Below are 14062 nucleotides of genomic sequence, written 5' to 3'. Positions count from 1 at the left end.
ATTGACCGTTGACTACTCGGCCGGTTCGGCGCCGCGCTTCGCGCGCCGGCTCAGGCCGACGCCGACCGCGACGCCGATCACCGCCACCACCGCCGCGACCGCGATCCACACCCACAGCGGCACGCCGCCTTCGTCACCACCGGCGGGGGTGGCGACCGGGGACGACGTCGGGGTGGCCGGCGCGTCGAGCGTGGCCACCGAGCCGGTGGCGGCGGCCGGTGAGGTGGTCGGCGCGGCGTCCCCCGACGTCACGGCGGGTGGCGCGGCGGGTGTGGTCGCGGCCGGTGGCTGCTGCGCCGCCGGCGGCGCGGTCACGGTGAAGGCGAACGTGCCGTCGACGAAGTCGCCGTCCAGCGACTCGACGGTCCACCTCACGGTGTGCTGCCCGGCGGGCGACCCGGACTCCGGCAGGGGCACGGTCAGCGTCGCGCCGTCGGCGGTGACCTCGCCCGTCGGCCACGCGCTGCCGTCGGCGGCCAGCACGGTGATCTGGGCGCTCTCGGCGGGCACCGGCTCGGTGAACGTCAGCTTCAGCAGCGTGGGCCGCTGCGGCAGCGACGCGCCGCTCGCCGGGTCGCTCGACACCAGCTCGGTGTGCGCCTGAGCCTGGGGGGACACCCCGAACAGGACCAACAGTGCCAGCAGTGCCGAGAGCGCCAGTCGGGTCATACCGGTAGTTCTACCGGGTCGGCGGGGTCCCCTGCTGGTCGGTCGGGCCGCCCTGCCGGTCCTGCTTCACGGGTGGCTGGCCGTTGCCCTGCCTCGGTCCGCCGCGCATCACGTCACCTTTCATGATGCTGTCCGCGGTGGCCTCGCCGTCGGCGGCCTCGGTGGCGATGACGGTCACGACGTCGCCCCGCTCGATGTCGTCCAGGTCGCCCTGACCGCCGTTGACCCGCGTGTCGCCGTCGACCGAGTAGGTCTCGCTGAACCCGTCGCCGCTCTTGACCGTGATGGAGGCGTCGCCGACCTCGGTGACCTCGCCGTTCTGGAACTCGCCGTGCTGGGTGTCGCCGAACGGGCCGCCCATCATCACCAGGCCGCCGCCGGGCCCGCGGCCGTAGCCGCCGGGTCCGCCCATGCCCCGGGCGGCGTCGGAGTTGCTCGCGGCGTAGATGACACCACCGCCGACGGCCGCGATGCCCACGGCGATCGCGACCGCGGCGAGGGTCTTGCGGCCGCTCCAGCCGGTTCCCGCAGCGGCGGCCCGCGGCGGCGGCTCCTCGCCCCACGTCGGTTGCTGCTCGGTTTCGGTAGTCATGGCGGCCACGGTCTCGGGCGAGCCTGTGAGCCGGCTGTGCGGCCGTTGGGCGCCGCCTGTGCGTGCGCCACGACCGACGGCGGCGTCGTCCGCGCGTGCGTCACGGCCGGTCTCGTGGTTCCACAGGTGGTACACAGGATCGGCACAGGTCCGGCTCAAGCGCCGGGCCCAGGATCGGGAGCATGCGCCCAGTGCCCGCTTCGAGGACGTTCCCCGAGCTCCGCCGCCCGGACGGGAGTCCGGTGCGGGTCCTCGTCGTGGACGACGAGTCCACCCTGGCCGAGCTGATGTCCATGGCGTTGCGGATGGAGCGCTGGGAGGTCCGCACCGCGCTGGACGGCACGTCCGCCGTGCGGACCGCCCGCGACTTCCGGCCCGACGTGGTGGTGCTGGACGTGATGCTGCCCGACTTCGACGGGCTGGAGGTGCTGCGCCGCCTGCGCGCGGACCTGCCCGGCCTGCCGGTGCTGTTCCTCACCGCGAAGGACGCGGTGGAGGACCGGATCGCCGGGCTCACCGCGGGCGGCGACGACTACGTGACCAAGCCGTTCAGCCTGGAGGAGGTCGTGCTGCGGCTGCGCGGCCTGCTGCGCCGCACCGGCGTCACGGAGGCGAGCGCGGGCACCGAGCTCGTGGTGGGCGACCTGGTGCTGGACGAGGAGACGCGCGAGGTGCGTCGCGGCGGCGCCGCGATCGACCTGACCGCGACCGAGTTCGAGCTGCTGCGGTACCTGATGCGCAACCCCAGGCGGGTGCTGTCGAAGGCTCAGATCCTGGACCGGGTGTGGAGCTACGACTTCGGCGGGCAGGCCAACATCGTCGAGCTGTACATCTCCTACCTGCGCAAGAAGATCGACGCGGGCCGGCCGCCCATGATCCACACGATGCGGGGCGCGGGCTATGTCCTCAAGCCCTCCCCCTGAGCACGCGACGCGGACCAGGAGCTGGCCGCTGCGGACCAAGCTGGTGGCGGCCCAGGTGGTCCTGCTGGCGGTCGTGTGCGCGATCATCGGCGTGGCGACCGGGCTCGCGCTGCGCGACACCATGATCGCCCGGTTGGACGACCAGCTGGCCGAGGCGTCGGTCAAGGTGCGGCGGGACGTCCCGCCGCCGCCGATGCCCGGCCGGGCCGCCAACCCGCTGGACGGGCCGGGGTTCGGGCCGGGCACGCTGGTGCTGATCAAGCACCCCGACGGCGGCGTCGACGCCGAGCGGATCACCCGGGACAGCGGTGACCGCACCAGGCTGTCGACCGACGTGGCGCAGCGGGCCGAGGCCGTGCCCGCGGACGGCAGGCCGCGCACCGTGTGGCTGGGTGACGAGCTGGGCGACCACCGGATCGTCGCGACCACCACGCCGATCGGCGTGGTGGTGATCACCGGGCTGCCGATGGCCGACGTCGACAGCACGGTGTCGCGGATGGCGTGGACCGTCGGCGGCGTGGCGCTGGCCGGGCTGGTCGCCGTGAGCCTGGCCGGGGCGCTGATCGTGCGCCGCACGCTGCGCCCGCTGGAGCGGGTGGCCGCGACCGCGAGCCGGGTCGCCGAGCTGCCGCTGCACCAGGGCGAGGTGGCGCTGGCCGAACGGGTGCCCGACGAGTACGCCGACCCGGACACCGAGGTCGGCCAGGTCGGCCTCGCGCTGAACCGGATGATCGGCCACGTCGGCGGCGCGCTGGCCGCCCGGCACGCCAGCGAGACGCGGGTCCGGCAGTTCGTCGCCGACGCGAGCCACGAGCTGCGCACGCCCCTGACCGCGATCCGCGGGTACGCCGAGCTGACCCGCCGCTCGTCCGAGGAGGTGCCGCCCCAGGTCGCGCACGCGATGCGGCGGGTGGAGTCGGAGGCGGTGCGGATGACGTCGCTGGTCGAGGACCTGTTGTTGTTGGCGCGGCTGGACGCGGGACGTCCGCTGGCCCGTGACCGGGTGGACCTGTCGCGGCTGGTCATCGACACGGTCAGCGACGCCCGGATCGCCGGGCCCGACCACGAGTGGCGGCTGGAGCTGCCGCCGGACGCCGTCCAGGTGCCCGGTGACGCGCACAAGCTGCACCAGGTGCTGGCGAACCTGCTGTCCAACGCGCGCACGCACACGCCGCCGGGCACGACGGTCACCACGTCGCTGTCCACTGTGGAAGCCGGGGTGCGGGTGGCGGTGAGCGACGACGGGCCGGGCATCCCCGCCGGGTCGCAGGACGAGGTGTTCGAGCGGTTCAGCCGGGGCGACACGTCGCGGTCGCGGGCCGCCGGGAGCACCGGGCTGGGCCTGTCGATCGTGGCCGCGGTCGTGGCCTCGCACCACGGTTCCGTGCGGTTGGCCAGCAGGCCGGGCCGGACCACGTTCACCGTCCACCTGCCGCGCTGACCGCGCACAGCGGGCTCACAGGCGGCGCACAAGGACCGCCCAGGGTCCGCCGACAGGCTCGACCCCATGCGAGCGCGACTCCCCCTGTTGCTGTTGTCGGCCGGGACGGCGGTGCTGTACCTGTGGCGGTTGGGCGACTCCGGTTGGGCCAACGCCTACTACTCCGCGGCCGCCCAGGCCGGCGCCGAGAGCTGGCACGCGTGGTTCTTCGGCGCGACCGACCCGGCCGGCGCGATCACCGTCGACAAGGCGCCCGCCGCGACCTGGGTCATGGGGTTGTCGGCCCGGCTGTTCGGCGTCAACGCCTGGAGCGTCCTGGTGCCGCAGGCGTTGATGGGCGTCGCCTCCGTGTGGCTGCTGCACGCGGCGGTGCGCCGCACGGCCGGTGAGGCGGCCGGCCTGATCGCGGGCGCGGTGCTGGCGCTGACACCGGTGGCGGTGTTGATGTTCCGGTTCAACAACCCCGACGCGCTGATGGTGCTGCTGCTCGTGGCAGGGGCCTACGGCACGGTCCGCGCCACCGAGGAGGCGTCGGCGCGCTGGCTGGCCCTGGCCGGCGCGGCGGTCGGGTTCGCGTTCCTGGCGAAGATGCTCCAGGCGTTCCTGGTGCTGCCCGCGTTCGGGTCGGTGTACCTGGCGTTCGCGCCGGCCACGTGGTGGCGCAAGGTCCGGCACCTGGCCGCGGCGCTGGGCGCGGTGGTCGTCGCCGGCGGCTGGTGGGTGCTGGCGGTGGAGCTGACGCCCGCCGGGTCACGGCCCTACGTGGGCGGCTCGCAGGGCGACAGCGTGCTGGAGCTGGCGTTGGGCTACAACGGTCTCGGCCGGTTGACCGGCGAGGAGGTCGGCAGCGTCGGCGGCGGCGGCCGGGGGTCGAGCGGGTGGGCCAGGCTGCTCGGCGCCGAGATGGGCGGTCAGATCGCCTGGCTGCTGCCGACCTCGCTGGTGCTGCTGGCGGCCGGCTGGTGGGCCGGGCGCGCGACCGAGCGGATCGGGCTCGCGCTGTGGGGTGGCTGGCTGGCGGTCACCGCCGCGGTGTTCAGCTTCATGAACGGCATCATCCACGCCTACTACACGGTCGCGCTGGCCCCGGCGATCGGCGCGGTGACCGGGATCGGCGCGGTCGCGCTGTGGCGCAGGCGGCGGGAACCCGTCGCGGCGGCGGCGTTGTCCGGGGCGCTGGCCGTCACCGCGTTGCAGTGCTGCCTGCTGCTGCTCGACTGGTCCGCCCCGCTGGCCGCGGTCGTGCTGGTCCTCGGCCTGGTCGGCGCGGTGGGGCTGTTCCTGGCCGCCGCCGCGCCCGCCGCCGCGGTCGTGCCGGTCGCCGTCGTCGCCGCGCTGCTCGGACCGGGCGCCTACTCGGTGGCCACGGCCGCGACCCCGCACTCCGGCGCGATCCCCAGCGCCGGTCCCGCCCTGGCGAACCGGCCGGGCGGGCCGGTCCTCGTCGGGCCGGGCGGCGCGACGGGCAACGTCCGGGGCGGCGGTGGCGGGATGGGCGGTCTGCTCAGCGCGCCGACGCCGGGTGACGAGCTGGTGGCGTTGCTGCGCGACAGCGAGGGCCGCACGTGGGCGGCGGCGGCCGTCGGCTCCAACAACGCGGCGGGCTACCAGCTCGGCAGCGGCGCGCCGGTGATGGCCGTCGGCGGGTTCAACGGCACCGATCCCGCGCCCACCCTCGAGGAGTTCCAGGAGCTGGTCCGGAGTGGACGGATCCACTACTTCCTCGGCGGCGCCATGATGCCCGCGGAGACGGGCAGCGACGCGGCCGAGCGGATCGCCGACTGGGTGGCGGAGACGTTCACCGCGACGACCGTGGACGGCGTCGACGTCCACGACCTCACAGCCGGCGCACAGCGATGACACACGAGCCGCCCAGCCGAGCGCCCGAGGGTGGGCCCATGACCACGCTCACGACGACCACCGTGCTCGACGTGGTGGTGCCGGTGCACAACGAAGAACGAGACCTCGGGCCGTGCGTGCGCGAGCTGCACGCCGACCTCACGCGGACGTTCCCCTACCCGTTCCGCATCACCATCGCGAACAACGCGAGCACGGACGGCACGCGTGCGGTCGCCGACGAGCTGGCCCTCGAACTGCCCGGGGTGGCCGCGGTGCACCTGGCGGAGAAGGGTCGCGGCCGGGCGTTGAAAGCGGTCTGGACCGCGTCGGACGCCGCCGTGCTGGCGTACATGGACGTCGACCTGTCCACCGACCTGGCCGCCCTGGCGCCGCTGGTGGCGTCGTTGACCTCCGGGCACTCCGACCTGGCGATCGGCAGCCGGCTGGCGCGCGGCGCGCGGGTGGTGCGCGGGCCGAAGCGCGAGCTCATCTCCCGCTGCTACAACCTGATCCTGCGCGGCGCGCTCGCCACCCGGTTCACCGACGCGCAGTGCGGGTTCAAGGCGATCCGGGCCGACGTCGCCCGGCGCCTGCTGCCGCACGTCGAGGACACCGGGTGGTTCTTCGACACCGAACTGCTGGTGCTCGCCGAACGGGCCGGCGCGCGCATCCACGAGGTGCCGGTGGACTGGGTCGACGACCCGGACAGCCGGGTGGACGTCGTGTCGACCGCCGTGGCCGACCTGAAGGGCGTCGCCCGGGTGGCCCGCGGTTTGGTGAGCGGGCGGATCCCCATCGGCGACCTGCGCGCGCAACTGGAGAGGGAGCCGTTGGAACCGGAGACGCCGGGTGTGCCCGCCGGGTTGCTCAAGCAGCTGGTCCGGTTCGCCGCGGTCGGCGTGATCAGCACGCTGGCCTACCTGCTGCTGTTCGTGTCGCTGCGCGGCGGGCTCGGCGCGCAGGGCGCGAACCTGGTGGCGCTGCTGGTCACCGCCGTCGCCAACACCGCGGCCAACCGCCGGTTCACGTTCGGCGTGCGTGGCCGGCGCGGCGCGGGCCGCCACCAGTTCGAAGGGCTGCTCGTGTTCGGCCTCGGCCTCGCGCTGACCAGCGGCTCGCTCGCCCTGCTGCACCTGTTCGCCGAACCCGGCGGCCCGGCCGAGCTGCTCGCGGTCGTCGGGGCCAACCTCCTCGCCACCGTGCTGCGCTTCCTGCTGCTGCGCAACTGGGTCTTCCGGCCACGCCGCGCCGCGCGAACCGCTTCATGACCACACCGCCGACCCTAGGGAACCCTTCCATGACCACCGCAACCCTGACGGCGCCCGCACCCACCGCGGAGTCGCCGCCGTCGGGCCGGAACTGGACCACGCCCGCGCTGGTCGTGCTGCTGGCCGGCACGGCGGTGCTGTACCTGTGGAACACCACCGCGTCCGGCTGGGGCAACGGCTACTACGCCGCCGCGACCCAGGCCGGCGCGCAGAGCTGGACCGCGTGGCTGTTCGGCGGCCTGGACGCCGGCGGCGTGATCACGGTCGACAAGCCGCCGGCCGCGCTGTGGGTGAGCGGGCTGTTCGCCCGCGCCTTCGGGTTCTCCAGCTGGACCGTGCTGGCGCCGCAGGCCATCGAGGGCGTGCTGGCGGTGTGGCTGCTGCACGCCGCGGTGAAGCGCACGTCCGGCGCGGTGGCCGGGCTGATCGCGGGCGCGGCGCTCGCGGTGACGCCGGTGGCGGTGCTGATGTTCCGGTTCAACCTGCCGGACGCGTTGCTGGTGCTGCTGATGGTCGCCGCCGCGTACTGCACCGTGCGCGCGGTGGAGCGGGGGTCCGGCCGGTGGCTCGCGCTGGCGGGCGTCGCGATCGGGTTCGCGTTCCTGGCCAAGATGGGGCAGGCGCTGCTGGTGCTGCCCGCGTTCACCGCCGCCTACCTCCTCGCCGCGCCGACCACCCTGCTCAAGCGGTTCCTGCACCTGCTGGGCGCGGGTCTCGCCGCGGTCGTGTCCGCCGGGTGGTTCATCGCGCTGGTCGAGCTGTGGCCGCGCGAGTCCCGCCCGTACATCGGCGGGTCGGACGACGACTCGCTGTGGGAGCTGGCCATGGGCTACAACGGGCTCGGCCGGATCTTCGGCGGCCGGGGCGGCGGTGGCGGCGCGGTCGTCGGGGGCGGCGGCAACGCGAACCTCGGCTTCGGCGGCGAGACCGGCATCGGCCGGCTGTTCGGCGCGAGCATGGGCGCGGAGATCTCCTGGCTGCTCCCGGCCGCCCTCGTCGGGCTGGTGGCGGGGCTGTGGTTCACCCGCCGGCTGCCGCGCACCGACCGCACGCGCGCGGCCCTGGTGCTGTGGGGCCTGTGGGTGCTGGGCAACGGGATCGTGTTCAGCTTCATGAGCGGCATCACGCACCCGTACTACACCGTCGCCGTCGCGCCGGGCGTCGCCGCGCTCGTCGCCATCGCCGGTCGGGAGCTGTGGCGCGGCCGGGAGCACCCGCCGGCGCGCGTGGCGTTGGCGACGATGGTCGCCGCCGCCGGGTTCTGGGGCTTCGCGCTGCTCCAGCGCTTCGGCGAGTGGCTGCCCGCGCTGCGCTGGGTGGTGGCGGCGCTGACCGTGCTGGTGGCCACGGCGGTCGTGATGGGCGTGCGCCGGGTCGCCGTGCTCGCGCTGACCACCTCGGTCCTCGCCACCGCGGCCTTCGGCGTGGCCACCGCCGCCACGCCGCACGCCGGGTCGATCCCGATGTCCGGTCCCCCGTCCTACTCCGGCGACGGCGGCGTGGGCGGCGGGCCGATGGGCGAGCCGTCCGCCGAGCTGGTCGACCTGCTGAAGGCCACCACCGGCACGTGGGCGGCGGCGACGATGAGCGCGCAGGGCGCGGCGGGCCTGTCGCTGGCCTCGGGCAAGGCCGTGATCGGCATCGGCGGCTGGAGCGGCGGCGACCCCGCGCCGACGCTGGACGAGTTCCGGCAGTACGTGGCGGACGGCCGGATCGGCTACTTCGTCGCCGGCGGCGGCATGGGCGGCGGCAACGAGATCGGCGAGTGGGTCGCGGCGAACTACGAGGCCACCACGGTCGGCGGGTCGACCGTCTACGACCTCGGCTGACGCCACCCGGACGGGGCGGTGGCCGGCCCGGCCACCGCCTCCGTCGCGACGTACGGGGCGGGCTCCGGGTGACCGGCCCACGAGCGGTACACGATCGTGGCCGCGTACGGCACCAGGTCGCGGCCACGTCGCCACAGCCACGGGAGCCCTTTCACCACCAGCCACCCCGCGTGGTGCCACGGCCTCACCTCGAGTCCGCCCGTGCAGACCGGCGACACCCGGCCCGGCACCTCGCACCCGGCTCGCGCCAACCGCGCCGCGAACGCCGCCGCGAGCCGGCGGTGCCCCGCCTCCGACGGGTGCAGCCGGTCCACCGCCCACGTCCGCGGCGAGTAGGCGCCCTCCACCAGGTCCAGGTCGACGCACTCGATCCCGTGCCGCCGCACCACCGCGTCGACGATCCCGTTGAGCTCGGCGATCCGCGCCCGCAACGCCCGCCGCAACGCGCCCGGCAGCCGGAACACCCGGCTGTGGTCGTGGAACCGCACCGTGACGACGACGGCGCCCGCCGAGACCAGCGCGCCCACGATCGCGTCCAGGTCCTCGTGCAGCCGCCGGCCGTCGAAGTCGGACCGCAGCACGTCGTTCATCCCGACCAGCAGCACGGCCGCGTCGGGCCGCGCGGGCAGGACCTTCGGCAGCTGCTCGTGCCGCACCGACGCCACCCGCGCACCCGTGACGGAGGCGTTCAGGTAGCGCGCCCGCGGCAGCGCCGCCGCGAGCAGCGGGCCGACGCCACGCCACCCGCCGGGGACGGGATCGCCCACGCCCACCGTCGTCGAGTCACCCAGGACCACCAGGCTGCGCACCGTCTTGGCCACACCGCAACGATCGCGCGGCCACGTGACGGGCCGGGGACCACCGGCCCAACGCTAGCGGAATGCCGGGTACAGCGGCAGTTCCGCGGCCCGCGCGCCGTACCGCGACACCAGCGCCGCGATGACGTCGTCGGCGTGCGCGGCGATGTGCTTCGCGCCCGCCGCCAGCGCGTCCTGCCGCAGCCGCACCCACCGCGCGGTCAGCACGACCACGCGCGGCGGCGAGTCCAGCGGCCGGTGCCCCGACGGCAGCGACGAGTCCAGGCCGGGCAGCCCGCGCCACGTGCCGAGCCACACCCACAGCAGCTGCGCCTCCAGCAGCCGGGGCAGGAACACCGCGTCGTCGTCCAGGTCCGGCCACACCGACGACACCTCGGCCCGCCACGCCGCGACCATCGCCTCCGACATGCCGGCGGGCAGCCCGTAGGCGCACCAGCACGACGGGAACGGCACCCGCAGGCACGCCGCGTCGAACACGATGTCGCGCACGCACCCGCCCTCGAAGTCGAGGAACCGGACGCCCTTGCTGGTCACCAGGTGGTTGTCCGGGCACGACGTGGACGGGCTGAACGCACGCCGGCGGGACGTGACGAACCCCCGCACCGCCTGCTCCGCGAACGTGCGCACGGAGTCGGGCGTGTCGACCTCCAGCTCGTCGAAGAGCAGCTCGGGCAGGCCCGCCAACGCCGTGTGCACGTCCACCACGATCGGGTCGGCGCAGCACTGGGAGCCCTGGCGGCGCATCAACGCGTCGAAGTCCGCGTCCCGGCCGGCGGTCGTCGCGTGCAGCCGCCCCATGGCGTGCGCCCACGACAGCAGCCCGCGCTCGGCGGCCCGCGCGTCGGAGCCGAGCAGCTTCTCCGCCAGCCGCGGCGCCTTGCCCAGGTCTTCGAGCACGACCAGCCGCTTGGCGTTGTCCTGCGCGACCAGCTCGGGCGTGAGGCGCTCCTCGGACGGCAGCGCGGTGAGCAGCTTGTGGCTCACCACCTCGTGCGCGAACGGGTCGCGGTCGGCCACCGGCGACGGGTAGCGCTTGACCACGAGCGTGCGCGGCAGCGAGAACGGGGTGTGGGCCACCCGGACGCGCGCGACCACGGACCGGCCGGCACCCCCGAGGTCCTCGGGGTCGGCCAGCCGAACCGGTGCGCCGAACCTCTTGCTCAACACCGACTCGGCCGCTGCCACCGCGTCGTCAAGCTCGGAGGGTGCAGCGTCGTCGATGTCCTGCGGGCCGGCGGTGATCTCCACGCTCATCCCCTCCGACCCTACTCCGGGTGGCGACCGGCCTGACAGAACCCGTCCGGGCACCGTGACGGTAGTGCTCACGGTCCCGCGCCTCCACCTTTTGTGGAAATCCGCGCGCGGTCAACCGCCGGCGAGCGGTCGTCCCAGGTCGCGGACCTGCGCGCGGCGGTTGCGCAGCGCCAGGACCAGCGCCGCCGCCGCCACGACGCCGCCGAGGTTCACCGCGAGCTGTGCAATCGACTGGAGACATATGTCCCACTGGCCGAGAACACCGGCCACCGCCGCGTAGCCGGCGGCGGGCACCGTGGTGACCGAAATGAACACCCCGACGAGCGCGGCCGACTTCGCCGACGTCATCGACAGCATCCCGGCCGCGCCCGCGAGCAGCGCCACGATCAACGAGAACGGCCCGACCTCGAAGACGAAGTCGAGCTCGTGCCCGGCCAGCACGAGGTCCCGGTCGAACAGGCCGGTGCGCGAACCGAGCCACGCGCCGACCGCGGTGACCAGCATCGCGGCCGGGAACCCGACCGCCAGCGCGAGGGCCGCCCGCCGCACCAGGTCCCAGCGCCGCAGCACCAGGCCCACGGCGACCGCGGCCAGCGGCCCGAACTCCGGGCCGACCACCATCGCGCCGACCAGCGTCACCGGCGAGTCGGTGACCACGGCGACCGCGGTGAGCAGGCACGCGATGGTCAGGAACGCCAGGAACGTCACGTTGAGGCGGGACTCCTCGCCCGTGCGGGCCAGCAGCTCCTCCCACACCACGGCGTCCGCGCCGTCACCGGGCGCCGCCGCCTCGGCGCGGTCGGCCGCGTCGGACAGGGCGGTGTCGACCTGCTCGAGCGTGACGCCGCCGTCCCGGTCGACGCCCAGCTCGCACAGGGAGGCCACCACCTCGTCGGTGGCCTCCCGGGCGAGGTCGGCTTCCACCACGTCGCCCGCCGGGTCGACGGCCGCGCCGCGCAGGAGCACGACGTGCGTGACGCCGGTGTCCCGCTTCAGCAGGTCCAGGACCGCGTCGGTGCGTTCGACCGGGCAGATGACCCGCAGGTGCAGCACGGCGCTACTGCGCGACCTTCGGCTGAGCTGCCTGCTCCGAGCCGGGCTTCTCCTGGGCGGTCTTCTCCTGGGCGGGCTTCTCCGCCGGCGCGGGCTTGAAGTCGACGCCCGCCTCCTTGCGCTGCTGCGCGGTGATCGGCGCGGGCGCGGCGGTCAGCGGGTCGTAACCGCCGCCGCTCTTCGGGAACGCGATGACCTCGCGGATCGAGTCGTACCCGCCGAGCAGCATGGCGATCCGGTCCCAGCCGAACGCGATGCCGCCGTGCGGCGGCGCGCCGTAGGAGAAGGCGTCGAGCAGGAAGCCGAACTTCTCCTGCGCCTCCTCGGGCGTGATGCCCATGACCTGGAACGCGCGCTGCTGCACGTCCGCGCGGTGGATACGGATCGACCCGCCGCCGATCTCGTTGCCGTTGCAGACGATGTCGTAGGCGTAGGCCAGGGCGTTGCCCGGGTCGGACTCGAACCGGTCGACCCACTCCGGCGTCGGCGAGGTGAACGCGTGGTGCAGCGCGGTCCACTTGCCGCTGCCCACCGCCACGTCGTCGCCGATCTTGTCGACGGCCTCGAACATCGGGAAGTCCACGACCCAGACGAACGACCAGGCGTTCTCGTCGATCAGGCCGACCCGGTTCGCGATCTCCACGCGGGCCGCGCCGAGCAGGGCGCGCGCGCCGTCCGGGTCGCCCGCGCCGAAGAACACGCAGTCGCCCGGGTTCGCGCCGACGGCCTTGGCCAGGCCGTCGCGCTCCGCGTCGGAGAGGTTCTTGGCGACCGGGCCGCCGAGCGTGCCGTCCTCGTTGACCAGCACGTACGCCAGGCCGCGGGCGCCGCGCTGCTTGGCCCACTCCTGCCAGGCGTCGAGCGTGCGGCGGGGCTGCGACGCGCCGCCGGGCATGACGACCGCGCCGACGTAGGCGGCCTGGAACACCCGGAACGGGGTGTCCTTGAAGTACTCGGTCAGCTCGGTCAGCTCGAGGTCGAAGCGCAGGTCCGGCTTGTCCGTGCCGTACTTGGCCATCGCCTCGGCGTAGGAGATGCGGCGGAACGGCCGGGCGATCTCGTGGTCGGCCAGGTCCTTCCACAGCGCGGAGACGATCTTCTCGCCGAGCGCGATCACGTCGTCCTGCTCGACGAAGCTCATCTCGATGTCGAGCTGGGTGAACTCCGGCTGCCGGTCGGCGCGGAAGTCCTCGTCGCGGTAGCAGCGCGCGATCTGGTAGTACCGCTCCAGGCCGCCGACCATCAGCAGCTGCTTGAACAGCTGCGGCGACTGCGGCAGCGCGTACCAGGAGCCGGGGCGCAGGCGGGCGGGCACCAGGAAGTCGCGCGCGCCCTCGGGGGTGGAGCGGGTCAGGGTCGGGGTCTCGACCTCGACGAAGTCCTCGGCGTGCAGCACCTCGCGGGCGATCCGGTTGGCCTCGCTGCGCAGCCGCATGGCCTTGGCCGGGCCGCTGCGGCGCAGGTCGAGGTAGCGGTGCCGCAGGCGCGCCTCCTCGCCGACCTCCAGGTGCTCGTCCAGCTGGAACGGCAGCGGCGCGGCCTCGTTGAGCACCACCAGCTCGGCGGCGTAGACCTCGATGTCACCGGTGGGCAGCTCCGGGTTCTCGCTGCCCTCGGGGCGGCGGGTCACCTCGCCGACGACCTTGACCACGTACTCCGAGCGCAGCTTGTGCGCGCGCTCGGCCATCTCGCCCTCGCGGAAGACGACCTGGGCCACGCCGGAGGCGTCCCGGAGGTCGATGAAGATCACGCCGCCGTGATCGCGCCTGCGTGCCACCCACCCGGTCAGGGTGACGGACTGCCCGGCGTGCTCGGCGCGGAGCTTCCCGGCCTCGTGCGTGCGCATCACGGGAACTGCTCTCCTCAGGGTTTGCTTCTGCTGGGTGGGCCGCTGCTGCGGTCGACTCGACCGACGGCTGGCCCTCAAGGCTAGCCAACGACCCGCCGGTCGACGCCACCAGGTTTCCCGACGCGGAACACCACCCCGCGCAGCACCGCGAAGTTGACGGCCGTCGCCACGCCCTGGGCCATCAGCCACGCCACCGCGTACTCCACTCGAAAGGGTGGCAAAAGGTGCAGGGCGAGCGCGTTGACCAATACGTTGGCGACGAACGTGGTGAGGTACAGCAGGGCGAAGGCCGCGACCTGTCGGGCGCCTGCCGCCGGAACACCGAACGTGAACCGCCGATTGAGGAAGAACGCCGCCGTCGTGCCGAGCGCGAAACTGGCCGCCTTGGCGGCGTGCACCGGGGTGTCGACTGCGAGCAGAGCGCTGTACACGCCGTAGTCGATCACCATGCAACACCCGCCCACCAGCCCGAACGTGACCGCCTGCCGGGTCACGCCGCCGTTTCGCGCCACCGTTGTCACCTTTCT

At 74.2% G+C, this 14062-nt stretch carries 12 protein-coding genes; 5 read left to right on the top strand and 7 right to left on the bottom strand.

The genetic code is table 11. The features are described from left to right. Positions 1–12 precede the first annotated feature (12 nt). Together IOD16_RS08485 and IOD16_RS08480 are read right to left on the bottom strand one after the other, a co-directional pair. Positions 13–669 (bottom strand): copper resistance CopC family protein, encoded by a 657-nt coding sequence (locus IOD16_RS08485; protein WP_201439590.1) that lies wholly within the window; start codon positions 667–669, stop codon positions 13–15. A gap of 10 nt (positions 670–679) precedes the next feature. Next, positions 680–1261, bottom strand: coding sequence for a hypothetical protein (locus IOD16_RS08480; RefSeq protein WP_201439589.1), 582 nt, complete (start codon positions 1259–1261; stop codon positions 680–682). Positions 1262–1443: 182 nt separating this feature from the next. On the opposite strand from IOD16_RS08480, the gene IOD16_RS08475 reads away from it, so the two are divergent. The 5 genes from IOD16_RS08475 (at position 1444) to IOD16_RS08455 (ending at position 8561) form a co-directional block, all read left to right on the top strand. Further along, positions 1444–2184, top strand: coding sequence for a response regulator transcription factor (locus IOD16_RS08475; RefSeq protein ID WP_201439588.1), 741 nt, complete (start codon positions 1444–1446; stop codon positions 2182–2184). Between the two features lie 43 nt (positions 2185–2227). Next, complete coding sequence (locus tag IOD16_RS08470) at positions 2228–3625, top strand: sensor histidine kinase (RefSeq protein ID WP_442978097.1); 1398 nt, start codon at positions 2228–2230, stop codon at positions 3623–3625. A gap of 66 nt (positions 3626–3691) precedes the next feature. Then, positions 3692–5485 (top strand): ArnT family glycosyltransferase, encoded by a 1794-nt coding sequence (locus tag IOD16_RS08465; RefSeq protein ID WP_201439586.1) that lies wholly within the window; start codon positions 3692–3694, stop codon positions 5483–5485. Beyond that, the gene (locus IOD16_RS08460; protein WP_201439585.1) at positions 5482–6732 is read left to right on the top strand and encodes a bifunctional glycosyltransferase family 2/GtrA family protein; all 1251 of its coding nucleotides are present in this window, start codon (positions 5482–5484) and stop codon (positions 6730–6732) included. The genes IOD16_RS08465 and IOD16_RS08460 overlap by 4 nt, the downstream gene beginning before the upstream one ends. A 29-nt stretch (positions 6733–6761) precedes the next feature. Further along, complete coding sequence (locus IOD16_RS08455; RefSeq protein ID WP_201439584.1) at positions 6762–8561, top strand: ArnT family glycosyltransferase; 1800 nt, start codon at positions 6762–6764, stop codon at positions 8559–8561. On the opposite strand, the gene IOD16_RS08450 is transcribed toward IOD16_RS08455, so the two are convergent. The 5 genes from IOD16_RS08450 to IOD16_RS08430 all read right to left on the bottom strand — a co-directional run bounded on the left by IOD16_RS08450 (position 8546) and on the right by IOD16_RS08430 (position 14047). Further along, the gene (locus IOD16_RS08450; protein WP_201439583.1) at positions 8546–9382 is read right to left on the bottom strand and encodes an SGNH/GDSL hydrolase family protein; all 837 of its coding nucleotides are present in this window, start codon (positions 9380–9382) and stop codon (positions 8546–8548) included. The two genes, IOD16_RS08455 and IOD16_RS08450, sit on opposite strands and share 16 nt — an antisense overlap. 51 nt (positions 9383–9433) lie before the next feature. After that, positions 9434–10633 (bottom strand): hypothetical protein, encoded by a 1200-nt coding sequence (locus IOD16_RS08445; protein WP_201439582.1) that lies wholly within the window; start codon positions 10631–10633, stop codon positions 9434–9436. Between the two features lie 111 nt (positions 10634–10744). Beyond that, positions 10745–11686 (bottom strand): DUF389 domain-containing protein, encoded by a 942-nt coding sequence (locus tag IOD16_RS08440; protein ID WP_201439581.1) that lies wholly within the window; start codon positions 11684–11686, stop codon positions 10745–10747. 4 nt (positions 11687–11690) lie between these two features. Continuing rightward, complete coding sequence (aspS, locus tag IOD16_RS08435) at positions 11691–13535, bottom strand: aspartate--tRNA ligase (RefSeq protein ID WP_201439580.1); 1845 nt, start codon at positions 13533–13535, stop codon at positions 11691–11693. An 80-nt stretch (positions 13536–13615) separates the two neighbouring features. Beyond that, the gene (locus IOD16_RS08430) at positions 13616–14047 is read right to left on the bottom strand and encodes a GtrA family protein (protein ID WP_236594827.1); all 432 of its coding nucleotides are present in this window, start codon (positions 14045–14047) and stop codon (positions 13616–13618) included. Between the last annotated feature and the right edge of the window lie 15 nt (positions 14048–14062).

This window comes from Saccharothrix sp. 6-C (assembly GCF_016695385.1).
GTDB classification, from domain to species: Bacteria; Actinomycetota; Actinomycetes; order Mycobacteriales; family Pseudonocardiaceae; genus Actinosynnema; species Actinosynnema texasense.
The sequence above is the reverse complement of the archived record's forward strand: the minus strand, read 5'-3'. Positions and strand labels throughout refer to the sequence as shown.

Coding starts and splice junctions, on each gene's coding strand:
- IOD16_RS08485 (WP_201439590.1), bottom strand. CDS start 669: ATGACCCGACTGGCGCTCTCGGCACTGCTGGCACTGTTGGTCCTGTTC.
- IOD16_RS08480 (WP_201439589.1), bottom strand. CDS start 1,261: ATGACTACCGAAACCGAGCAGCAACCGACGTGGGGCGAGGAGCCGCCG.
- IOD16_RS08475 (WP_201439588.1), top strand. CDS start 1,444: ATGCGCCCAGTGCCCGCTTCGAGGACGTTCCCCGAGCTCCGCCGCCCG.
- IOD16_RS08465 (WP_201439586.1), top strand. CDS start 3,692: ATGCGAGCGCGACTCCCCCTGTTGCTGTTGTCGGCCGGGACGGCGGTG.
- IOD16_RS08460 (WP_201439585.1), top strand. CDS start 5,482: ATGACACACGAGCCGCCCAGCCGAGCGCCCGAGGGTGGGCCCATGACC.
- IOD16_RS08455 (WP_201439584.1), top strand. CDS start 6,762: ATGACCACCGCAACCCTGACGGCGCCCGCACCCACCGCGGAGTCGCCG.
- IOD16_RS08445 (WP_201439582.1), bottom strand. CDS start 10,633: ATGAGCGTGGAGATCACCGCCGGCCCGCAGGACATCGACGACGCTGCA.